Origin of the sequence: Agrobacterium vaccinii, from assembly GCF_021310995.1 — a bacterium.
Lineage (GTDB): Bacteria > Pseudomonadota > Alphaproteobacteria > Rhizobiales > Rhizobiaceae > Agrobacterium > Agrobacterium vaccinii.
Genome location: NZ_CP054150.1, coordinates 1,008,163 through 1,029,629 on the forward strand (window position 1 = coordinate 1,008,163; position 21,467 = coordinate 1,029,629).

The 21,467-nt window shown below is 56.8% G+C and carries 16 protein-coding genes; 8 read left to right on the forward strand and 8 right to left on the reverse strand.

All coding sequences use genetic code 11. The features are described from left to right. Positions 1–13 precede the first annotated feature (13 nt). Both purN and purM read right to left on the reverse strand, forming a co-directional pair. A complete protein-coding gene (purN, locus tag HRR99_RS05125) occupies positions 14–673 on the reverse strand; it encodes a phosphoribosylglycinamide formyltransferase (protein ID WP_233123015.1) in 660 nt (219 codons plus the stop codon). After that, the gene (gene purM / locus HRR99_RS05130) at positions 670–1,743 is read right to left on the reverse strand and encodes a phosphoribosylformylglycinamidine cyclo-ligase (protein WP_233123016.1); all 1,074 of its coding nucleotides are present in this window, start codon (positions 1,741–1,743) and stop codon (positions 670–672) included. Before purM ends, purN begins: the two co-directional genes overlap by 4 nt. Before the next feature lie 237 nt (positions 1,744–1,980). Between purM and HRR99_RS05135 the strand changes: the two genes are divergently transcribed. The 4 genes from HRR99_RS05135 (at position 1,981) to ppx (ending at position 7,724) form a co-directional block, all read left to right on the forward strand. Beyond that, a complete protein-coding gene (locus HRR99_RS05135) occupies positions 1,981–3,135 on the forward strand; it encodes an AI-2E family transporter (protein ID WP_111839682.1) in 1,155 nt (384 codons plus the stop codon). Positions 3,136–3,139: 4 nt separating this feature from the next. Beyond that, positions 3,140–3,853: a DnaA regulatory inactivator HdaA gene (gene hdaA / locus HRR99_RS05140; RefSeq protein ID WP_233123017.1), complete on the forward strand. Its 714-nt coding sequence runs from the start codon at positions 3,140–3,142 to the stop codon at positions 3,851–3,853. 152 nt (positions 3,854–4,005) lie between these two features. After that, positions 4,006–6,207, forward strand: a complete 2,202-nt coding sequence (locus HRR99_RS05145) for an RNA degradosome polyphosphate kinase (protein ID WP_112499210.1) — start codon at positions 4,006–4,008, stop codon at positions 6,205–6,207. Next, the gene (gene ppx / locus HRR99_RS05150; RefSeq protein WP_233123018.1) at positions 6,204–7,724 is read left to right on the forward strand and encodes an exopolyphosphatase; all 1,521 of its coding nucleotides are present in this window, start codon (positions 6,204–6,206) and stop codon (positions 7,722–7,724) included. Before HRR99_RS05145 ends, ppx begins: the two co-directional genes overlap by 4 nt. Positions 7,725–7,767: 43 nt before the next feature. On the opposite strand, the gene HRR99_RS05155 is transcribed toward ppx, so the two are convergent. From HRR99_RS05155 to rnd, 3 genes are all read right to left on the reverse strand, one after another. Further along, the gene (locus HRR99_RS05155) at positions 7,768–9,129 is read right to left on the reverse strand and encodes an esterase-like activity of phytase family protein (RefSeq protein WP_233123019.1); all 1,362 of its coding nucleotides are present in this window, start codon (positions 9,127–9,129) and stop codon (positions 7,768–7,770) included. Positions 9,130–9,234: 105 nt separating this feature from the next. Further along, positions 9,235–10,260: an adenylate/guanylate cyclase domain-containing protein gene (locus tag HRR99_RS05160; protein WP_233123020.1), complete on the reverse strand. Its 1,026-nt coding sequence runs from the start codon at positions 10,258–10,260 to the stop codon at positions 9,235–9,237. A 212-nt stretch (positions 10,261–10,472) separates the two neighbouring features. Beyond that, positions 10,473–11,639, reverse strand: a complete 1,167-nt coding sequence (gene rnd / locus HRR99_RS05165) for a ribonuclease D (protein WP_233123021.1) — start codon at positions 11,637–11,639, stop codon at positions 10,473–10,475. A 321-nt stretch (positions 11,640–11,960) separates the two neighbouring features. Here rnd and aspS point away from each other — a divergent pair, with 321 nt between their 5' ends. Then, positions 11,961–13,751: an aspartate--tRNA ligase gene (gene aspS, locus HRR99_RS05170; RefSeq protein WP_233123022.1), complete on the forward strand. Its 1,791-nt coding sequence runs from the start codon at positions 11,961–11,963 to the stop codon at positions 13,749–13,751. 132 nt (positions 13,752–13,883) lie between these two features. On the opposite strand, the gene HRR99_RS05175 is transcribed toward aspS, so the two are convergent. Beyond that, entirely contained in the window at positions 13,884–15,074 is a 1,191-nt protein-coding gene (locus HRR99_RS05175) for a hypothetical protein (protein ID WP_111839674.1), read from the reverse strand. A 223-nt stretch (positions 15,075–15,297) separates the two neighbouring features. Here HRR99_RS05175 and parC point away from each other — a divergent pair, with 223 nt between their 5' ends. Further along, the gene (parC, locus tag HRR99_RS05180; protein ID WP_233123023.1) at positions 15,298–17,577 is read left to right on the forward strand and encodes a DNA topoisomerase IV subunit A; all 2,280 of its coding nucleotides are present in this window, start codon (positions 15,298–15,300) and stop codon (positions 17,575–17,577) included. Positions 17,578–17,770: 193 nt separating this feature from the next. Here the strand turns inward: parC and HRR99_RS05185 are convergent. Together HRR99_RS05185 and HRR99_RS05190 are read right to left on the reverse strand one after the other, a co-directional pair. Beyond that, positions 17,771–18,719, reverse strand: a protein-coding gene (locus tag HRR99_RS05185; protein ID WP_233121255.1) for an IS630 family transposase whose coding sequence is annotated in 2 segments (ribosomal slippage) — positions 17,771–18,382 and positions 18,384–18,719 — 948 coding nt in all. Because the reading frame shifts where the segments join, the coding sequence is not laid out codon by codon here. Between the two features lie 247 nt (positions 18,720–18,966). Continuing rightward, the gene (locus HRR99_RS05190) at positions 18,967–19,434 is read right to left on the reverse strand and encodes a PRC-barrel domain-containing protein (protein WP_233123024.1); all 468 of its coding nucleotides are present in this window, start codon (positions 19,432–19,434) and stop codon (positions 18,967–18,969) included. Between the two features lie 182 nt (positions 19,435–19,616). Here HRR99_RS05190 and HRR99_RS05195 point away from each other — a divergent pair, with 182 nt between their 5' ends. Further along, on the forward strand, positions 19,617–20,252 hold the full coding sequence (locus HRR99_RS05195; RefSeq protein ID WP_233123025.1) for a hypothetical protein: 636 nt from the start codon (positions 19,617–19,619) through the stop codon (positions 20,250–20,252). After that, complete coding sequence (locus HRR99_RS05200; protein ID WP_233123026.1) at positions 20,245–21,432, forward strand: helix-turn-helix domain-containing protein; 1,188 nt, start codon at positions 20,245–20,247, stop codon at positions 21,430–21,432. The genes HRR99_RS05195 and HRR99_RS05200 overlap by 8 nt, the downstream gene beginning before the upstream one ends. Positions 21,433–21,467: the final 35 nt, after the last annotated feature.

Below are 21,467 nucleotides of genomic sequence, written 5' to 3' on the forward strand. Positions count from 1 at the left end.
CAGGATATTCAGGTCAGGCGGAAATCAGCTGCTGTCCCGCATAACAGGCATCCTGCGCCCGCACCACCTTGCCACCCTCCATCCGCACCACACCTTCAGCCAGAAGCTTGAGTGCCAGCGGATAGAGTTGATGTTCGATGGTCAGCACGCGTGCCGCGAGGGTATCAGGCGTATCATCCAGAAGGACTGGCACTGCAGCCTGCCCAACGACCGGACCTTCGTCCATGCCTTCGGTCACGAAATGGACCGTGCAGCCCGTGATCTTCATGCCGCTTTCGATTGCGCGCTCATGCGTGTGCAGGCCCGGAAAGAGCGGTAGCAGGGACGGGTGAATGTTGATGATGCGGCCCGCATAGGGCGCGATAAACTCTGCGGAGATGAGCCGCATGTAGCCTGCAAGGCAGATGATGTCGGGTGCGATTTCGCTTAGCGCCGCCAGAATGGATTGCTCGTGTTCGACCTTGCTTGCGTAGGTCTTGCGCTCGAAAACGAGTGTGGGAATGCCAAGGCTTTGTGCCTTGGCAAGACCGCCCGCCGACGCCTTGTCGGAGATCACGCAGGCGATTTCGGCAGGGAAATCCTGGGCCTGACAAGCCTGCGCCAGCGCCATCATGTTGGAGCCGCTGCCGGAGATGAAAACGACGACGCGTTTGCGGGCAGGGGCGGTGCTCATAGGCCGAGCGTGCCCTTGTAGATGGTGCCGTGAGCGTCTTCTGCACGCGCGACCATGCGGCCCAGTGCGAAGACGGTTTCGCCTTCGGCTGAGAGCGCATCCGTAACCGTCTGGGCGTCTTCTGCGGAAACCACGACAATCATGCCGACGCCGCAGTTGAAGGTGCGCAACATTTCATTAGGGGCAACGCCGCCAGTCTTCGCCAGCCATGAGAAGACTGAGGGAACTTTGATAGCGTCGAGATCGATCTCGGCTGCCAGATGCTTTGGCAGAACGCGCGGAATATTCTCCGGGAAGCCGCCGCCGGTGATGTGTGCGAGCGCCTTGAGTGCGCCAGTCTCACGAATGGCCTTCAGCAGTGGCTTGACGTAGATACGTGTTGGCGTCAGCAGCGCTTCACCCAACTTCTTGCCATCTGCAAAGGGCGCTGGCGCATCCCAGCCGAGGCCGGAGAGCGAGACGATCTTGCGAACCAGTGAAAAGCCGTTGGAGTGAACGCCGGAGGATGCGAGACCGAGAATGACGTCGCCTTCGGCAATGTCGCCTGCAGGCAGCAATTGGCCGCGTTCGGCAGCGCCGACGGCAAAGCCTGCGAGGTCGTAGTCGCCTTCCGAATACATGCCCGGCATTTCCGCCGTCTCACCGCCGATCAACGCACAACCGGATTCTAGGCAGCCCGCCGCAATGCCGTTGACGATGGCAGCGCCCTGGTCGGGATCAAGCTTGCCAGTCGCGAAATAGTCGAGGAAGAACAGCGGTTCGGCGCCCTGTACCACGAGATCGTTGACGCACATGGCAACGAGATCGATACCAACGGTGTCGTGATAATCGGCGTCGATTGCGATCTTGAGCTTGGTGCCAACGCCATCATTGGCGGCGACCAGAACCGGGTCCTTGAAACCAGCGGCCTTCAAATCGAACAGACCGCCGAAGCCGCCGATTTCGCCATCCGCGCCGGGGCGGCGGGTCGAGCGAACGGCTGGCTTGATCTTTTCGACCATCAGGTTTCCGGCGTCGATATCCACACCTGCATCGCTGTAGGTAAGACCGTTCTTGCCTGGCTCGCTCATGGCTGTCGTCTCCACTGGTTCCGTTTGGCGTCGCCATTCGCATGAGACGGTTGCCGATGCAAGTATGAGCGCGTCAAAACTCATGTTTTTCACGCCTTTTGGATGTTTTAGCCGCATTGCCATGGGAAAGGTTGGCCTCGGCGAATTTGGCAACGGTGTCACACTTGACCAGCCCGGTCCACGCATCCTATCTCCTAACCATGGCGTTAAGCGTACGGGCGCCCAAAGGAGCAGACGATGCAACCACATATCAGAGGCTTGAATCTGCGACGCCAGATCTTTTTCTGGTTGGGTGCGCTCGTCGTCTTCATCGTGTTCCTCATGGTGTTCAGCTCCATCCTGCTGCCCTTCGTGGCAGGCATGGCGCTCGCTTATTTCCTCGATCCCATTGCGGATTGGCTGGAGCGGCGCGGCTTGAGCCGCATGATGGCGAGTGTGATGATTCTCGTGTCCTTCGTGCTGCTCTTCACACTTTCGCTGATCATCATCATCCCGCTGGTGGTTGCGCAGGCCTCGGAATTCATCACCCGCATTCCGCAATATATTTCCTCGCTTCAACAACTCATCGCCGGAGCAGACTCCAACCTGCTGCCCGGCTGGGTCAGTTCCCAGATCGATACGGTTAAAGAGAATTTTTCCAAGTTGCTGGCCGAAGGTGCGGGATTTATTGGTACGCTGCTGACGCAAATCTGGAACTCCGGCAAGTCGCTGGTGGATGTGATTTCGTTGCTCGTGGTGACGCCAGTCGTGGCGTTCTATCTGCTGTTGGACTGGGACCGGATGATTTCCAAGGTCGATAGCTGGATACCGCGTGACCATGTCGGCACCGTGCGCCAGATCGCACGCGACATGGACAGCACCATTGCAGGCTTCATTCGCGGGCAGGGGTCTCTCTGCCTCATCCTCGGCGTTTACTACGCTGTCGGCCTGTCGTTGGTCGGTCTGAATTTCGGATTGCTGATCGGGCTCTTCGCCGGTGCCATTAGCTTCATACCCTATGTCGGTTCCATGGTGGGGCTGGTGCTGGCCGTGGGCGTGGCGCTGGTTCAGTTCTGGCCGGATTATGTGGATGTGATTCTGGTGCTGGCTGTCTTCTTCTCCGGCCAATTCATCGAGGGTAACATCTTGCAGCCGAAGCTGGTCGGAAGCAGCGTTGGACTTCACCCTGTGTGGCTGATGTTTGCGCTGTTCGCGTTCGGTGCTCTCTTCGGTTTCGTCGGGCTTCTGGTGGCCGTACCTGCTGCTGCAGCGGTGGGTGTGCTGGTGCGTTTCGTGCTGTCGCGCTATCTGGACAGCGACCTTTACCATGGACGTGCAGCCAACCTGCCTTGGGAGGCCGAAGGGGCGCAGGTGGAGCAATTGCCGCCGAAAAAGATCGATTCCCAGAGCTGAGCCGATGAGCGAAAACAACAAAACCGGTGGTGCGCGGCCAAAGGCCGAGCAGTTGCCGCTTGCCTTCTCACACCAGACGGCGACCGGGCGCGACGATTTGCTGGTCGCAGCACCACTGCATGCTGCCGTCAGCATTGTCGATGAGTGGCCGCGCTGGCCGTCGCCGGTCGTCATTTTGGTCGGGCCTCAGGGCTCTGGGAAGTCTCATCTCGCCAGCATCTGGAAAAACACCAGCAATGCGGTCGCGATCATTCCCTTCAAGGATGCTGAAGCCGCCCGTCTGGCGGAACATGGCCCTGTGCTGTTCGAGGATGCCGATAGAAACGGCTTCGACGACACCGAACTCTTCCATGTCATCAACAGCGTGCGAGAGAACGGCACCTCGCTGCTGATCACGACGCGCGAGTGGCCCGCCGCATGGCCTGTGACGCTGCCTGACCTTCGCTCGCGCCTCAAGGCCGCGACGGTCGTGGAAATCGGTGAACCGGACGAGGATTTGCTGGGCCAGGTTTTGATGAAGCTCTTTGCAGACCGACAGCTTTACATGGATGACAAACTTGTCAGCTATATCGTTGCGAGGATGGAGCGTTCGCTCAACATGGCGCAGACGATCGTCGAGAGATTGGATCGTTTGGGCCTGTCGCGCGGCACGCGCATCAGCCGGGCCATGGCAGCAGAAGTGCTGACAGAGCTTGGCGGCAACGTTGACGAGGATTGACTGTCACAGTTCCGTCGTCAAACTGTTATACGGGCTTTAGGCATCGGACAGTGGTTTCAGGATCGCCCGATGCTTCAACACGATCGGGTGCATTGCGGGGCTCAAGCCTTTGTGCAGCGCTGATCAGCAGGTTTTAAAGGGCGGAGTATTTGATGGATTCGGTAGTGCAGGAAGGTTCCAACGAGAACGTGCAGACGCCAACAGAGGTAGAGAACCTCTGGGATAGCCCGACACGCTTCGTGAACCGCGAATTCTCTTGGCTGCAGTTCAACCGCCGTGTTCTGGAAGAAACACTCAATACGGATCATCCGCTTTTGGAGCGCCTGCGGTTTCTCTCCATCTCCGCTGCCAACCTCGATGAATTCTTCATGGTGCGCGTCGCCGGTCTCGAAGGACAGGTGCGCCAGTCCATCACCGTCAAGACACCAGATGGCAAGACGCCCGCCGAGCAGCTCGAAAACATCCTGAAAGAAATCGACAATCTCCAGATGGAGCAGCAGGCGTCTCTCGCAGTCTTGCAGCAATATCTGGCGAAGGAAGACATTTACATCGTTCGCCCGGCCTCTCTCTCGGATGAAGATCGCGTCTGGCTTGAGAACGAGTTCGAGGCGCTGATCTTCCCGGTGCTGACGCCGTTGTCCATCGATCCGGCCCACCCGTTCCCGTTCATTCCGAACCTCGGCTTCTCCATGGGTCTGCAACTGGACAGCGTCAACGGTCGCGAGCCGATGACGGCCCTGTTGCGTCTGCCGCCTGCGCTCGACCGCTTCATTCGTTTGCCGGACGAGAAGACCGCCGTTCGTTACATCACGCTGGAAGATGTCGTCGGTCTCTTCATCCACCGGCTGTACCCTGGCTACACCGTCCGCGGTTTCGGTACGTTCCGCATTATTAGAGACAGCGATATCGAGCTTGAGGAAGAAGCGGAAGATCTGGTCCGTTACTTCGAAAGCGCGCTGAAGCGTCGCCGTCGCGGCTCGGTCATTCGCATCGAGACCGATAGCGAAATGCCGCCAGCGCTTCGACAGTTCGTGGTGCACGAGTTGGGCGTGCCGGATAATCGCGTTGCCGTTCTGCCGGGTCTCCTGGCGCTGAACACGATTTCGGAAATCGTCAAGGCACCACGCGACGACCTCAAATTCGAACCCTACAATGCGCGTTTCCCGGAGCGCGTGCGTGAGCATGCTGGCGATTGCCTCGCCGCCATCCGCGAAAAGGACATGGTGGTTCACCATCCCTATGAAAGCTTCGACGTGGTCGTGCAGTTCCTGCTGCAAGCGGCCCGCGATCCCAACGTTCTCGCCATCAAGCAGACGCTTTATCGTACCTCGAATGACAGCCCTATCGTACGCGCGCTGATCGACGCTGCCGATGCCGGTAAGTCGGTGACAGCTCTCGTCGAGCTGAAAGCGCGCTTTGACGAAGAGGCGAACATTCGCTGGGCGCGCGATCTGGAGCGTGCAGGCGTTCAGGTCGTTTTCGGCTTCATCGAATTGAAGACGCACTCCAAGATGTCCATGGTCGTGCGCCGTGAGGATGGCAAGCTGCGGACCTATTGTCACCTTGGTACCGGCAACTACCATCCGGTGACGGCAAAGGTTTACACGGACCTCTCCTTCTTCACCTGCAACCCGAAGATTGCCCATGACATGGCGAATATCTTCAACTTCATCACCGGTTACGGTGAGCCCGAAGAGGGCATGAAGTTGGCGGTCTCGCCTTACACCATGCGGTCGCGGATATTGAAGCACATTCATGATGAGACCGAACACGCGAAAAATGGTGTGCCGGCGGCCATCTGGATGAAGATGAACTCGTTGGTCGATCCTGAAATCATCGATTCGCTCTATCGCGCCAGCGAAGCCGGTGTCGAGATCGATCTCGTTATCCGTGGCATATGCTGCCTGCGTCCGCAGGTGCCTGGCCTCTCCGACAACATTCGCGTCAAGTCGATCGTCGGACGCTTCCTCGAGCACAGCCGTATCTTCTGCTTCGGTAATGGCTACGGCCTGCCATCCGACAAGGCTTTGGTCTACATCGGCTCGGCGGATATGATGCCGCGAAACCTTGATAGACGCGTTGAAACCATGGTGCCGCTGGTCAATCCAACGGTGCACGAGCAGGTTCTTTCACAGATCATGCTGGGCAATCTCATTGACAACCAGCAGAGCTACGAGATACTGCCGGACGGAACGTCGAGGCGCATCGAGGTGCGCAAAGGCGAGGAACCGTTCAACGCGCAGCACTATTTCATGACCAATCCAAGCCTTTCTGGACGTGGTGAAGCCTTGAAATCCAGTGCGCCTAAACTGATTGCTGGGCTGATATCATCCCGCAAGAAACAGGCTGAATGACACGATCAGAAGCACAGGGGCGGCTTACCGGTCTCGCCCCCGTTTCCGTCATAGATATTGGTTCGAACTCCGTTCGTCTCGTTGTTTATGAAGGTCTCTCGCGCGCCCCTGCGGTGCTCTTCAATGAAAAGGTCCTCTGCGGGCTCGGTAAGGGCCTCGCGCTCACCGGTCGCATGGACGAGGAAGGCGTTACCCGCGCATTAGCAGCGTTGCGCCGTTTCCACGCGCTGTCGGAACAGGCGCAGGCCAAACAACTCTACGTGCTGGCCACCGCCGCTGCCCGTGAAGCGTCGAATGGCCCGGATTTCATCCGTGATGCCGAAGCTATTCTCGGCTGCGAAATCGAGGTGCTGTCCGGCGAGAAGGAAGCGCTCTATTCCGCCTATGGCGTCATCAGCGGTTTCCATGATGCAGACGGTATCGCCGGTGACCTTGGCGGCGGTTCGCTGGAACTCATCGATATCAAGGGCACGACGTGCGGCGAGGGCATCACACTGCCACTTGGTGGTTTGCGTCTTTCCGAGCACTCTGGCGGCTCCATCGAAAGGGCTGCCAGCTTCACAAAAAAGCAGGTCAAGACCGCCAAGCTGCTCGCCAAGGGCGAGGGGCGGACTTTTTATGCCGTGGGTGGCACATGGCGTAACATCGCCAAGCTGCACATGGAAATCAGCGGCTATCCCCTGCACATGATGCAGGGCTATGAACTTCCGCTGGCCGATATGCTGAGCTTCTTGGACGAGGTCATTGCCTCCAAGGATAGCAAGGACCCTGCATGGCAGGCCGTTTCCAAGAACCGCCGCACGCTGTTGCCATTCGGTGCGGTTGCCATGCGCGAAGTGCTGGAGACCATGAAGCCCGCAAAGGTCGCCTTCTCGGCGCAGGGCGTTCGCGAAGGCTATCTCTATTCGCTGCTGCCGGAAGCCGAGAAAAGCGCAGATCCCCTGCTGGTGGTTGCGGATGAACTGGCAATCCTGCGCGCAAGGTCACCGGAACACGCCCGCGAGCTGGCCGACTGGAGCGGACGGACCGTTCCGATCTTCGGTATCGATGAAACACCTGAGGAAGCGCGCTATCGCCAAGCCGCCTGCCTGCTGGCGGATATTAGCTGGCGCGCGCATCCCGATTATCGCGGGCTTCAGGCGCTCAACATCATCGCCCATTCGTCCTTCATCGCCATCACCCATCCGGGCCGCGCCTATATTGCGCTTGCCAATTACTACCGGTTCGAGGGACTGAACGATAACGGCGCGACGCAGAACCTGACGACGATCGCCGGTGAGAGAATGCAGGAGCTTGCCAAGCTGCTGGGCGGTCTGCTGCGGGTGATCTATCTGTTCTCGGCATCCATGCCAGGCGTTGTCGATCACCTGAAATTCCGTAAATCCGAAAACCCCGATTGCGATCTGGAATTCGTGGTGCCGCATGAGTACAGCGATTTCGCCGGTGAGCGTCTCGAAGGACGCTTACAGCAACTGTCGAAGCTGACCGGAAAGCGTCTGGCTTTCGTTTTCGAATAAAGAGACAACAGGTGCCGCCCCATAGAGCGGCACCTGCCTAATCTTATTTCGCGTCCAGCAAGTCTTGCACCTCAAGCAGCACGAACTCGTTGTCGTCTGCCTTGTCCAGCGCGCGGCCTGCCGAGAATGGCAGGTTATTGTCGTTGCCGACGATGATGTGCGTCGCATCGACCTTGTCGACATTCTCGATGGTGACGAACGGCATGGTGTAGATGCCGTTGGCGCTGCCCTGTTTGGCCTTGTTGTCCGGGTCAGCGATCTTCATCAGGTCGATGTAGCCGATCTTGCGGGCGGCCTTGCCGACATTCGCATCGTTGAATTCGATCTTATAGATCCGCTTCAGCTTGGCAGGAACAGCAAAGCAATTGGTTTCCGGCTTCTTCGGGTCTGCGCAGGCTTTGTCTGTCGTGCCAGCGCCGTTGTCACGCTCTATGACGAGAGCCGTGCTGTCGTCCAGCATGTTGAAATCGCCTATGGCTTCACCGCCCTCGGCTAGAGGGTAGAGCCACGAGCGCCCGGTCCAGTTTTTGGAGGCGACGTCGAGTTCGATGATACGCAGGCCGGTTGCGCCGTCTTCGGTCTTCTCGACCTGACCGTCTGCAGTGTAGAGCGGACCTTCCAGAAGGCCGTAAAGCTTGGAGCCATCCTTGGACATGGCCATGCCTTCATAACCACCCGAGCGCTTCAGGTTGAACGCTGGCATTTTCTGAGTCGGGTTGCCGGGCAGAGAAAGCGCCGGATGGTCGGGAGATTTGACGTCGATATCGCCAGCTTTTGTCGAGACCACATCCGTCAGCTTGCCGTCACGGGTGAATTTCAGGATGTAGGGGCCGAATTCTTCGCCGACCCAGAAGCCGTCATTTGTTGGCTGGATGGATTCGACGTCGAAGTCCGCGCCTGTCAGATAACGCTTTTCCGAACCTTCCATGACGATGGGGAAGGGTGCTTTTTTGTCAGGGTCGGACAGGAAGACGGTTTCAAGCGCTGCTACCTTGCCATTGTCCCAATCGAATTTCAGGTGGTGCAGCATCAGCATTGCGTCGCTGGAATTCAGCTTGGAGCCGAAACCGTTGTCGGACAGGCTCCAGAACGTGCCATCGGCCATGGTCTTGATACCGGAAAAACCCTGCATGGCTTGACCGTTGAAAGGCATGGAGAGGCCGGTTGACCTGATACCATCCTTGCCCTGCACAGTGCCGAGGCCTTCCGCACGCTTGCGGTCCGCCGTGGTAAACTTCGCGGATGTCTTGAGATGCTCCGGCGCATCTGCCGGTGCCGGAATGATGGTGTTTGCCGGGATGATGGCCTGGGAAACGAGCTTTGCGGGAAATTCCTTTTCCGCAGCGAAGGCCGAGGCCGTGCCAAGGGAAAAAATGGCGGCGGAGGCGAGGAAGATGGTCTTCATGGGGCACCTGTCGGTTTGCATCTGTAACGCAGGACCGTTAGGCAGACTTCATGACAGGGGCGTAATGTAGCGTTGACGGTTTGATGACATTTGCTGCGCCGGAAGTCAGGCGGCGACCGGCTGGCGGCTGAGCGCACAGACGCCGAGTGTCTGTCCGCGACCCTTCACGGCATGTTCTCCGAGATATTCGCTTCTTATGCCTTTCGGCAGCAGCAATTGGTGCGCCAGATCGGACGAGATGAGAACCGGATGACCCAGCATCTTGCTGAGTGATTCCAACCGCGCCGTGGTATTCACCGTGTCGCCGAAATAGGTGATCTTGTGGTGATCGACGCCGATTTCAGCAGTGATGACAGGGCCGCCATGAATGGCGAAGCGCAACTTCGGCGACGTGCCGAAGCGCAGAAGCCATTCAGCGCGGTTGTTTTCGATGGTCGAGAGAATATCAAAGACGCAGTTGATACAGGCAGCACGGCGTATCGCCAGATGGTAGGGCCAGGTGATGATGGCGGCATCGCCGATATAGTCATCGATCACGCCGCCATGGCGCCTCACGGGACCGGCATAGGTCGAAAACAGCTCACCCAGATATTCCTGAGCCCGCAGATCTCCGTGGATTTCAGCGAAAGATGTCGAACCGACCAGATCAATGAACAGGAACACCCGTTCCTCGCTGACCGGGCGGCGATATCTGCCGAGAATGAGGTCGATGAAAATATCGCGGCCCAGCAATTCACGCACACGCATGATGAAGACGATGATGGCGCAGACGCCGAGCGTGAACAGCAGCGTTTGCATTTCGGCATGCACCGCGCGCCGCCAACTGACCGGGAAGATGCCTGTGGCCCACAAAATGGTGCCACCCAGACCGAAGCCGCAAAACACCAGCACGGCGTAAACGATCAGGCCGATCAATATGTAAGCCGGTGTCGGCAGCATGCTGATGCGGCGAGCAAGACCGGGCATGATATAGCCGCGCTCAAATGCAAGGATAGGCGCGCACGCGAACAGAGCATAGGTCGCACCAATCAGCGCTCCGCCGCCATATTCCAGGAAGGCATAGGCCACACCGCTTCCGGCAATCGCCAGAAACAGCACGACATAGTCCAGCATGGCGAGAAATTTCCTCATATACGCTCTTTGCTTGCAGCGCAGGTGGAGACCATGCCGCTATCCTCGGGGACCGGAATGTGATTCCTCCGCGCTTGCGACTTTATTGTGGAAACCACCGGTCAAAAAGCGATGTTTCGGCAAAGCCTGGCGGATGGGTGCTGCCTGTGACCGACTTGCATCGGTCACGAAGACCACATCCATTGGCGCAGTGTCGATTGATGTGGTGTCGCTTAGCTTGCCTCGGTTTCCTGAGGCAGTTCAAGCGCTTCCACTTTCTTGCCTGCGAAACGCAGTGCGACTTCGCCCCGGATCAGTTTCAAAGCTGGCTCACCAAAAAGATCGCGACGCCAGCCCGAAAGAGCAGCGACTTCAGCCTTTTCGCCCTCGGAAGCGATCTTGTCGAGATCTTCACTGTTGGCGATGACCTTGGCGGCAACGCCGTGCTTGTCTGCCGTCAACTTCAGCAGAACCTTGAGAAGCTCCACCGCAGCACCGGAACCTTCGGGCGAATGGCTCTGACGTGGAGCGTGCGGCATATCACCCTTCGGCAAGGCGAGGGCCGCATTGACGGTCTCGATGATGGCAGTGCCGGACGAGGAACGTTCCCAGCCCTTGGGGATGGTGCGAAGACGCGAGAGCGCATCCGCATCCTTCGGCTGCTGCTGGGCAATCTCGAAAATGGCATCGTCTTTCAAAACACGCGAACGCGGCACATTGCGCGCGCGCGCCTCGCGTTCACGCCATGCTGCGACGAATTTCAGGATGGCAAGTTCGGTTGGTTTGCGAAGGCGCGATTTCAGCCGCAGCCATGCATCATCGGGATGCATGTCGTAGGTATCGACCGATTCCAGAATATCCATCTCTTCCTTCAGCCAGGAGGAGCGGCCATCACGTTCTAGCTGTGCCTTCAGAGCCAGATAGACATCGCGCAGATGCGTGACATCCGCCAGTGCGTAGTCCAGCTGCTTTTCGGTCAGCGGACGGCGGCTCCAGTCGGTGAAGCGCGAGGACTTGTCGATCTGAACGTTTTTGATTCTCTGGACAAGCTGATCGTATGAAATCGAGTCGCCGAAGCCACAGACCATGGCCGCAACCTGCGTATCGAAAATCGGGTGCGGAATGAGGCCGCCCAGATGGTGGACGATTTCGATATCCTGACGCGCGGCATGAAACACCTTGATGACACTGGTATCGGCCATAAGTTCGAACAGAGGCGTCAGATCGATGTCTTTTGCCAAGGGATCGACCAGCACTTCAAGCGTCGGGCTTGCCATCTGCACGAGGCAGAGCTGCGGCCAGAACGTGGTCTCGCGCAAGAATTCCGTGTCGATGGTGATGAAATCGGATTTCGCCAGTTCCTTACAGGCTTCGGCGAGTGCTGCGGTTGTGTCGATCATTGTTTTTTGCCAGTCAATGGAAAGTACGGAACTTACTTTCCCTTTGAAGCGCCCATGTCAATACAAAGGCGGCTGTTCTTGTCCGTCTGTCCCGTCTTTCTGGACCAAATCTGGCGGTTGCTTGGGGTTTTGAGGCCGTTCGTTGCACATATCATCTCGAAAGCACGTCAACGGCGGCGCGCAGTCGAGAGAAGAGATGGGTTGGGAAATGGCACAAAATCGCGCTTTGCCTTGACAAATCGGGCAGGCCATGCGCTTTTCCGCCCGATTTAGAATACGCGATACACGTGCGTGATCGCCGCTATGTTTCAGGATAACAAAATGCATCGTTACCGCAGCCACACCTGTGCCGCTCTTCGCAAATCGCATGTCGGCGAAACCGTTCGCCTGTCCGGCTGGGTTCACCGTGTGCGAGATCATGGCGGCGTTCTCTTCATCGACCTTCGCGACCACTACGGCATCACGCAGGTGGTGGCAGACCCGGACAGCCCGGCATTCAAGACCGCTGAAGTCGTTCGCGGCGAATGGGTCATCCGCATCGATGGTCTGGTCAAGGCCCGTTCGGAAGACACGGTCAACAAGACCATGGCGACCGGCGAAATCGAGCTGTACGCGCAGGAAATCGAAGTGCTGGCCGCTTCGAAGGAGCTGCCGCTGCCGGTCTTCGGTGAGCCTGATTATCCGGAAGACGTGCGCCTGAAGTACCGCTTCCTCGACCTGCGCCGCGATACGCTGCACAAGAACATCGTCAAGCGCACGCAGATCATTTCCGATATGCGCCGCCGCATGGGCGATATCGGCTTTGCCGAATATTCCACGCCGATCCTCACGGCATCCTCGCCGGAAGGCGCGCGCGACTTCCTTGTGCCGAGCCGTATCCACGAAGGCAAGTTCTTCGCTCTGCCGCAGGCACCGCAGCAGTACAAGCAGCTTCTGATGGTGGCCGGTTTCGACCGCTACTTCCAGATCGCACCATGCTTCCGCGATGAAGACCCGCGTGCCGACCGTCTGCCGGGCGAATTCTACCAGCTCGACCTCGAGATGAGCTTCGTCACGCAGGAAGATGTCTGGGAAACCATGGAGCCCGTCATTCGCGGCGTGTTCGAGCAGTTTGCCGAAGGCAAGCCAGTCACGCAGAACTTCCGTCGCATCGCCTATGACGATTCGATCCGCACTTACGGTTCCGACAAGCCGGACCTGCGTAACCCGATTGAAATGCAGGCCGTGACCGACCATTTTGCCGGTTCCGGCTTTAAGGTCTTCGCGAACATGATCGCATCCAACCCGAAGGTTGAAGTCTGGGCCATTCCGGCCAAGACCGGTGGCAGCAGAGCGTTCTGCGACCGCATGAACGCTTGGGCGCAAGGACAGGGTCAGCCAGGCCTCGGCTACATCTTCTGGAAGGAAGAGGACGGTAAGGTCGTCGGTTCCGGCCCGCTTGCCAAGAACATCGGCGAAGAACGCACGGAAGCGCTCCGCGTTCAGCTTGGTCTGGAAGCGGGCGATGCCTCCTTCTTCGTGGCGGGTGACCCTGCCAAGTTCTACAAGTTCGCAGGCGAAGCCCGCACACGTGCCGGCGAGGAGTTGAACCTCGTTGACCGCGACCGTTTCGAGCTGTGCTGGATCGTTGACTTCCCGTTCTTCGAATATAACGAAGAAGAAAAGAAGATCGACTTCGCGCACAACCCGTTTTCCATGCCGCAGGGCGGAATGGATGCGCTGGACAATCAGGACCCGTTGACGATCAAGGCCTACCAGTACGACATGGTCTGCAACGGCTACGAAATCGCTTCCGGCTCCATTCGTAACCAGTCGCCTGAACTGATGGTCAAGGCGTTCGAGAAGGTCGGTCTCAGCCAGCAGGACGTGGAAGACCGCTTCGGCGGCCTATACCGCGCCTTCCAGTACGGCGCACCTCCGCATGGTGGCATGGCGGCTGGTGTGGACCGCGTGGTGATGTTGCTGACCGGCACCAAGAACCTGCGCGAAATCACGCTGTTCCCAATGAACCAGCAGGCACAGGATCTGCTGATGAATGCGCCTGCTCCTGCGTCGCCAACGCAGCTTCGCGAACTGGCCCTGCGTGTGGTGCCGACGCCGAAGAAGGATTGATACGGAACAATCCGTTTCAACATCAAAGGGCTGGCGGAAACGCTGGCCCTTTTTGTTTGTGTCGCTCACCAGCGCAATAAAAAACCGCCTTGCGATGATGCGCAAGGCGGCTTCAGTTCACATGATTTCAGATCAATCGTTGGCCGTAACCGTCACGCCAAGCACCTGTGGAATGGTGTTCGGTGCACCCATGGCCGCGCCCATGATCATCGGGAATGGCACAGGCTTTGCCGGTGCAGCAGAGATGGTGAAGTTCTTTGGGTCGTCGACATAGGTGTTGACGGCTTCAGACACGGCGTTCTGCAGTTCCGGCACGTTCAGCTGCGCCATCATCATAGGCACCATGCCCTTGATCATCTGCGAAAGCTGATCTGCCGTCGTGCCCTGTTCGGATGCCGCATAATCAATGCCACGCTTCGTTACGCCAGCATCATCGAAGCTGATTTCGGCGCTGTTGAAGGTCAGCTGCTGCATGAGGCCAAGCATGGCAAGGCCAGCGGCCTGATCAGCCTGTTCCTTATTGGGATTGGCAGCCTGAGCCTTGATGGCGTCCTGCATGGACTTGATGAACTTCAGCGTGTAGCCCGAGAAGCTGAACGCCATGTTGAGACGGCCGACATCTTTCAGGTCGATGGAGTATTCCTCGATGTTGAAGGTGCCTGGTGCAACTTCCCACGAACCGCTGATGGACAGTTCACCAGCGAGCGTCTGCATGTTGAGCTTTTCGAGCGCTTCCTTGCTCTTGGGGTCCGGCACAGTGGCCAAGTCTGCCTTGAAGCCGCTGGCGTTCACATCGAAGCTGATGGTGCCCTTGTCTTCGCTACGGGTCATGGTGGCGGTGGATTCTTCGAAGGAGGCGACTTCCTTGCCATCGATCTTCACTGTCGCCGGGCCGCTGTGTGCTTCATCGTAAAACAGCAGCGAATCAACGTTGCCTGCCGCCGTGTCAGCGGGAACGACGATACCGGACATGTAGAGGTCGGAGACGTTCACAGCGACGTTTTCATGAGCGTAATCAATGTTCTGGAAGCTCATCTTGTCGATGTTGTAGCCGCCATTGTCTTCTTCCACGCCTTCGAGCGTCACGTCACCGACGGGGAAGGTCTGTTCCTTGTTGCCATAGGCACCGAAGGTAACGCCGGAGAGAGTGACAGTCGAACCATTGACCGCGACGGACTTTGCAGCAATCTCGCCGCCCTGTGCGGCATAGGCAGCATTGATCTTCTTGAGGACATCTGCACCGTCAAGCGCGAAAGCGGGCGACGCGAATGCAACGACGGCGGCGCTGGCGAACAGAAAATGCCGGGTGGTTTGAAGTCTCATCCTATTCTTTCCTCACATGTCTTTAAATTGACGACCAATATCTGGAATCATGCATTTATATCCGAGGCATAGCCTAGGTCCACTGCATTCGTACTTTCTAACGGGTGGCCGAATTGCGGCATAAAAACAAGATTAACGAAAAATATACGATTGCGGCCTTTCATCCACAGCGGAAAAGGCGCGATTCCTTGCCGGGAATCGGCATTTCGGCTAGTCAAGCGCAATGGCAAAAAATATTGTTCCTCCGTCCGGCGGAGACGACGACAACGTACTCCCGATCGACCTCAAGGCCGCGCTCGAAGAGCGCTATCTGGCCTATGCGCTGTCGACCATCATGCACCGTGCGCTGCCGGATGTTCGCGATGGCCTGAAGCCGGTGCATCGCCGCATCATTCACGCCATGAGCGAGATGGGCATCCGCCCAAATTCGGCGTTCAAGAAATGCGCCCGTATCGTCGGTGACGTTATCGGTAAGTTCCACCCGCATGGCGACCAGTCGGTCTATGATGCGCTGGTGCGCCTGGCGCAGGACTTTTCCCAGCGCTACCCGATCGTGGACGGGCAGGGCAACTTCGGCAACATTGATGGCGATGGCGCCGCCGCCTATCGTTACACCGAAGCGCGCATGACCGATGTCGCGGCGCTTTTGCTTGAGGGTATCGAGCAGGACGCGGTCGATTTTCGCCCCACCTATAACGAGGAAGACGACGAGCCTGTCGTCATGCCCGGCGCGTTTCCCAACCTTCTCGCCAACGGTTCCTCCGGCATCGCGGTTGGTATGGCAACGTCCATTCCGCCGCACAACGCCCATGAGCTGTGCGATGCGGCACTTCGGTTGATCAAGAACCCGGAGTCGAGCGTCGAGGACCTGATGTTCGATCCCGCCCACCCGGAAAAGGGCGGCATCGAGGGGCCGGACCTGCCCACGGGCGGCATCATCATTGAGAGCCGCGAGAGCATCATCGAAGCCTACAAGACCGGTCGTGGTGGTTTCCGCGTGCGGGCGAAGTGGGAAATCGAAGACCTCGGCCGCGGCGGCTACCAGATCGTCATCACCGAAATTCCCTATCAGGTTCAGAAATCTCGGCTGATCGAAAAGATTGCCGAGCTTCTGCTGGCGCGGCGCCTGCCGTTGCTGGAAGACGTGCGCGATGAATCCGCAGAAGACGTGCGCGTGGTGCTGGTGCCGAAGAACCGCACCGTCGACGCCACGTTGCTGATGGAATCGCTTTTCCGCCTGTCCGATCTGGAAAACCGCATTCCGCTCAACATGAACGTTCTGTCCATGGGCCGTGTGCCCAAGGTCATGGCGCTGAACGAGGTGTTGAAAGAGTGGCTGGACCACCGTCGTGACGTGCTGCTGCGCCGCTCGCGATTCCGTCTGGCTGCTATCGACCGCCGCCTGGAAATTCTTGGCGGCTTCCTCATCGCCTATCTCAACATTGATGAGATCATCGCCATCATCCGCGAGGAAGATGAGCCGAAGCCGGTCATGGTGGCCCGCTTCAACCTCACCGATGTCCAGGCCGAAGCCATTCTCAACATGCGCCTGCGCTCTCTGCGCAAGCTGGAAGAATTCGAAATCCGCACGGAATTCGAAGGCTTGAGCAGCGAAAAGGCCGAGATCGAGTCGCTGCTGGCATCGCCGGACAAGCAGTGGAAGACGGTTGCCTGGGAAATCGAAGAGGTCAAAAAGAAATACGCCAAGGTGACGAAGCTCGGCGCACGTCGCACCCTGTTCGCCATGGCACCGACTGCCGATATGGATGCCATCCAGCAGTCGATGATCGAGAAGGAACCTGTCACGATCGTCATCTCTCAGAAGGGCTGGATCAGAGCGCTGAAGGGACACATGACCGATACTTCGGCGCTGACCTTCAAGGAAGGTGATGGCCCGAAACTGACATTCCCAGCCCAGACCACGGACAAGCTGCTGCTGGTGACCACCGGCGGCAAGGCCTACACACTGGGCGCAGACAAGCTGCCGGGCGGGCGTGGCCATGGCGAGCCGGTGCGCATCATGGTGGATATGGAGAACGATCAGGACATTCTGACCGCCTTCGTCCATGATCCATCGCGCAAGCTGCTGCTCGTCTCCACCGGCGGAAACGGCTTCGTGGTGGCGGAAACGGAAATGGTGGCCAATACCCGCAAGGGCAAGCAGATCATGAACGTTGCCATGCCAGATGAAATGAAGCTGGTCGTGCCTGTGACGGGCGACCATGTCGCCGTCGTTGGCGAAAACCGCAAGATGCTGACGTTCCCGCTCTCGCAAGTGCCGGAAATGTCGCGCGGCAAGGGCGTGCGCCTGCAACGCTACAAGGATGGCGGCATCTCGGACGTGAAGTGCTTTGCGCTGGCAGCCGGCCTGACATGGGAAGACAGCGCCGGGCGCTCCTTCTCCAAGGTGGGCGACGAGCTGCTGGAATGGATGGCCGACCGCGCCACCGCAGGCCGCACCGTACCGAAGGGTTTTCCGCGTAGCGGCAAGTTCGGCGGGTAAGGGCTGGGCGTCCATCCCTCTCATCTTCGCCTCGCGCCACCATTGTCCGGTTAGAACGGGAGGGTGGTTTGGCGCAAATACATCCACTCCGTCACCCCGCACTTGCTGCGGGTCCAACCGACGCGCGGCTGCCCGTCGAGAACGTTCTTTCAGCCCAAGCCATTGGGCTGACTGGATTTCGGCTTAGAGCGCTTCACCTTTTGACGGAACCATATCCTGCATTTCTGATGTAGTTTGCGCATTCGTCGGGTCGGATCGTTTCGACCAGCCCGCCAATATGCCGCCAGGTATCTTCGATGCTGCGCTTCTGTGCGTGGCGCATCCAGTGCTTTATCTTCGAGAAGGCCTGTTCGATTGGATTGAGGTCCGGCGAGTAGGGTGGCAGGAACCATAGCCGAGCACCGGCAGCCGTGATCGCCTGACGGACTGCCGCGGATTTGTGGCTGCCAAGATTGTCCATGACGACGATGTCGCCTGGCTTGAGAACCGGAACCAACTGCTGTTCGACATAGGCACGAAAGCACTGACCGTTGATCGGTCCGTCGAAGACACAAGGTGCTGCCAACCGATCCTTTCTCAATGCACCGAGGAATGTCAGCGTACGCCAGTGCCCATGCGGCGCAAACGCACGCAGTCGCTTGCCTTTGGGTCCCCAGCCCCTGATGGGTGTCATGTTGGTCTTGATCCAGGTCTCATCAATGAAGACCAGCCGTTCAGGATCGAGGTGATGCTGTAAGGTCTTCCATCGCTCTCTTCTACGGGCGACATCGGCACGCGCCTGTTCAAGGGCGAACAGCGTTTTTTTTAAAGCGCAGCCCCTCGCTGCGGATGAATTTCCAAATCGTATTGTGGGAGACGGCGATGCCTCGCAAGGCAAGTTCGGCCTTCAGTCCATGCAGTGTCAGGTGTGGATTCTGAGCGAGCCGTTCGGCAATGAAGCTGCGATGTGGCTCCAGGATGCGCTTGCGGTAACCACCCATCTTGCCTGGACGAACCGATCCGGTCGCACGATGGCGCTGAGACCATTTCACCACCGAAGACGCGGCCACATCAAAGCGCGCTGCAACGGCACGGACGCTTTCGCCGCTCGACACGGCTGCGACAACACGTTCACGAAGATCATTTGATATCGGTGCGGTCATCAGATGCTGGCCTCCATCCAGCCAACATCAGTGAATCACATCAGAACTGATTTGGGAATCAAACCCGATTCAGAAAGACGTGGAAACGCTCTAGGGCCGGAATGACGGCAGGAGTGTATGTATTAAACCCTCGAGGGCAAATCCGGGAGGGTTATCGCCTCAAACAAAGAAGCCCACCGACGATTGGAGTGAACCAACTGCCGGTGGGCTTGAAGACCGGCGGAATATGACCGCCTATCTTACGTGATTAGTCGTCCAGCTTGTCGTAGTCCAACTTCGGCGCAGCTTCGAGCGCTTCCTTGGTCGTGTCTACGTAAGCCTTCCACGTGCCATTTTCGTTGTTGATGGCGACGGAGGCAGGGTCGAGAACGACGTAGCTCTTGTCGATGCCGAGGAAGCCGCCAACGCTGGCGACCAGACCGATGACAGACTTTCCATCGCCGATCACGACGTCTTCGATCTCACCAATTTCCTCGTTCTTCGCATTGTAGATGTCCATGCCATCCAGCTGCGAAGCGGTGAGGTCGGTCTTCTGCACATTGACGAACTTCAAAGGGCCATTTGCCTTGGTGCCCATGGTAATCCCAGGACCCGAAAGCGCCGCATCAGCACCAGCAGCCGGTGCAGCCGCAGGAGCCGTCGTCGCTGTCTGCGCAAACGCAACAGAAGATGTCAGAACCGCAGCAGCAGCCAGTGCGAAAACCTTGTTTTTCATAATGTTTCTTCCCTTTTCAGTATCGGACACGGTGTCCGGGGGAAGAACGGGTTGGGGTGGGTTTGGTTCCGATATGTAATTAGTGCAAACAAGTGATATTGGAGCTTCAGTATTTTCGGTTTTGGTTGACAAAACAGTAGATTTTTCGTATTCAGTTGCAATGGTTAAAGGGGATTTAAAAAGTGAATCACGCAGAAGCGTTTGTGAGAGATCAGATTTCCGCAACTTGTCAGTCGTTGATCCCGACGACTTTGAAGACCGCTTACCAAACGGCGAAAGTGATAATCGCGAACGAACCTGTTTTTTCAGTTCCTAGTGCTGAAGACAATCATGGTCGAATTATTCAGTGGTGCGTAGATTTTGCTTTCGTACGATTGATTACGACGGGTCAATGGAATTTCGAATATGCTTGGCGTCACTTTGAAAAGCCGACTGGTCGCTATTTGGAAATTAGGCCGACACATTCCTGTGTCACCATTTCACAGGTGAATAATCCCAAGAAGCAACCTCGTGATGTTAGGTTTCGCGAGAATATGCGTCTGCAAAGCCAAACCTGGTTGGCAGGTTTGGCTCCGCCTGAAGTCGAGTTGAGAGGTCTTCCGCATATTCTGTTAATGCATGGTCATAAAACACTTGACTTTGCGCACTTGGCGTTGCCGAAAGGCGAGCATGAGAACGGCTTTCATTATCGTAGCGGAAATTTGATGCGAATGCCTCACGCAATCCCTGAGCAAGAAGTTCCTGTTGAAGATACAGACTACGATTCGATTCTGTCTCTGAAGGATGAAATCGATAAATGGCGAAAAGATCATGGATGATACTAATGTTATCGCTTTTCCTAGCGCCGCTCGGTTCCAACAAGCCGGGCGGCTTTTGATTGGTGAAAAAATTCGTGATGCACGAAAAGTAATGCGGCTTAATCAAGCCGAGCTTGCGAAGCTGGTCGAGGTAAGCCGTCAGGCCATTTCTGCTTTTGAGGCTGATGATAAGTATCCAGATCCTAGCACGTTTGGGCGCATTGTTGGCGTATTACAGCAACCTGTCGCTTACTTTCTGGCCGAAAGTAATCCTAGCTTTGGTGGTAATGGTCCTAAATTTTACAGAAAGTTTGGCGCTGACACCGCGCGCAGAAATGAGGCTTGCGCCGTTCTAGGTGAATGGTTTGCACAATCCGCTAAGTATCTGAGCGAATTTGTAAATTTCCCTGCTGTCAATGTACCTCATTTCAGTCCTCTGAGCGGTGCAGGCCAATATTCTTTTGAAGAGGTTAATGCGATTGCTGATCAGCTTCGAGGAATTTGGGGTCTAGGCTTGGGGCCACTATCTAATGTCCTTGCGCTTATGGAGAGCAAAGGAATTGTGACTTGCAGATATGAGCTGGCAGGTGAAAACGTTGAGGCATTCTCTTTTTGGAATGGTGATAGGCCTTTTGTATTTATCGCTTCGGAGAAAGATGGGGGTGTAAGGTCTCGTTTTGATCTTGCTCATGAACTTGGCCATCTTGTTTTGCACAGAGGTGTCAAGCAGAGTGAAATAGAAGATAAGGACAGGTTAAAGGTTATAGAGAGGGAGGCGAATTGGTTTGCTGGCGCTTTTCTGCTTCCTGAAAGCACATTTTCTAATGAGATTTACTCCCCAAGGCTTGATAGCTTTATTTCTTTGAAAGCGCGGTGGAAAGTATCTATACAAGCTATGATATATCGTTGTCATTTGCTCGGAATATTTAACGATGACCAGACGTTGAATTTGCGGAAGCAAATTTCTTATAGAAAATGGCGGGTTAAAGAGCCGATGGATGATCCCCGTGTTATTCCTTTAGAAAAGCCAAAATTACTTAGGATGGCGGTCAATCTTCTAATCGAAAAAAACGTTAAAATTCCGGAAACTATAGTAGATGATATGAAAATAAGGCCTAGCTTGCTGGAGGATTTTTTTGGGTTACCTCAAGGAACTCTTGCTACAAAGAATGTCGATTTTTTCAAACCATCTTTGAGATAAGGGCTCACAATAAAAATATATGAGCTTGAAATGCG

Excerpts from the sequence above, each read along its gene's own strand:
- purN (WP_233123015.1), bottom strand. The coding sequence starts at position 673 with ATGAGCACCGCCCCTGCCCGCAAACGCGTCGTCGTTTTCATCTCCGGC.
- purM (WP_233123016.1), bottom strand. The coding sequence starts at position 1,743 with ATGAGCGAGCCAGGCAAGAACGGTCTTACCTACAGCGATGCAGGTGTG.
- HRR99_RS05135 (WP_111839682.1), top strand. The coding sequence starts at position 1,981 with ATGCAACCACATATCAGAGGCTTGAATCTGCGACGCCAGATCTTTTTC.
- hdaA (WP_233123017.1), top strand. The coding sequence starts at position 3,140 with ATGAGCGAAAACAACAAAACCGGTGGTGCGCGGCCAAAGGCCGAGCAG.
- HRR99_RS05145 (WP_112499210.1), top strand. The coding sequence starts at position 4,006 with ATGGATTCGGTAGTGCAGGAAGGTTCCAACGAGAACGTGCAGACGCCA.
- ppx (WP_233123018.1), top strand. The coding sequence starts at position 6,204 with ATGACACGATCAGAAGCACAGGGGCGGCTTACCGGTCTCGCCCCCGTT.
- HRR99_RS05155 (WP_233123019.1), bottom strand. The coding sequence starts at position 9,129 with ATGAAGACCATCTTCCTCGCCTCCGCCGCCATTTTTTCCCTTGGCACG.
- HRR99_RS05160 (WP_233123020.1), bottom strand. The coding sequence starts at position 10,260 with ATGAGGAAATTTCTCGCCATGCTGGACTATGTCGTGCTGTTTCTGGCG.
- rnd (WP_233123021.1), bottom strand. The coding sequence starts at position 11,639 with ATGATCGACACAACCGCAGCACTCGCCGAAGCCTGTAAGGAACTGGCG.
- aspS (WP_233123022.1), top strand. The coding sequence starts at position 11,961 with ATGCATCGTTACCGCAGCCACACCTGTGCCGCTCTTCGCAAATCGCAT.
- HRR99_RS05175 (WP_111839674.1), bottom strand. The coding sequence starts at position 15,074 with ATGAGACTTCAAACCACCCGGCATTTTCTGTTCGCCAGCGCCGCCGTC.
- parC (WP_233123023.1), top strand. The coding sequence starts at position 15,298 with ATGGCAAAAAATATTGTTCCTCCGTCCGGCGGAGACGACGACAACGTA.
- HRR99_RS05190 (WP_233123024.1), bottom strand. The coding sequence starts at position 19,434 with ATGAAAAACAAGGTTTTCGCACTGGCTGCTGCTGCGGTTCTGACATCT.
- HRR99_RS05200 (WP_233123026.1), top strand. The coding sequence starts at position 20,245 with ATGGATGATACTAATGTTATCGCTTTTCCTAGCGCCGCTCGGTTCCAA.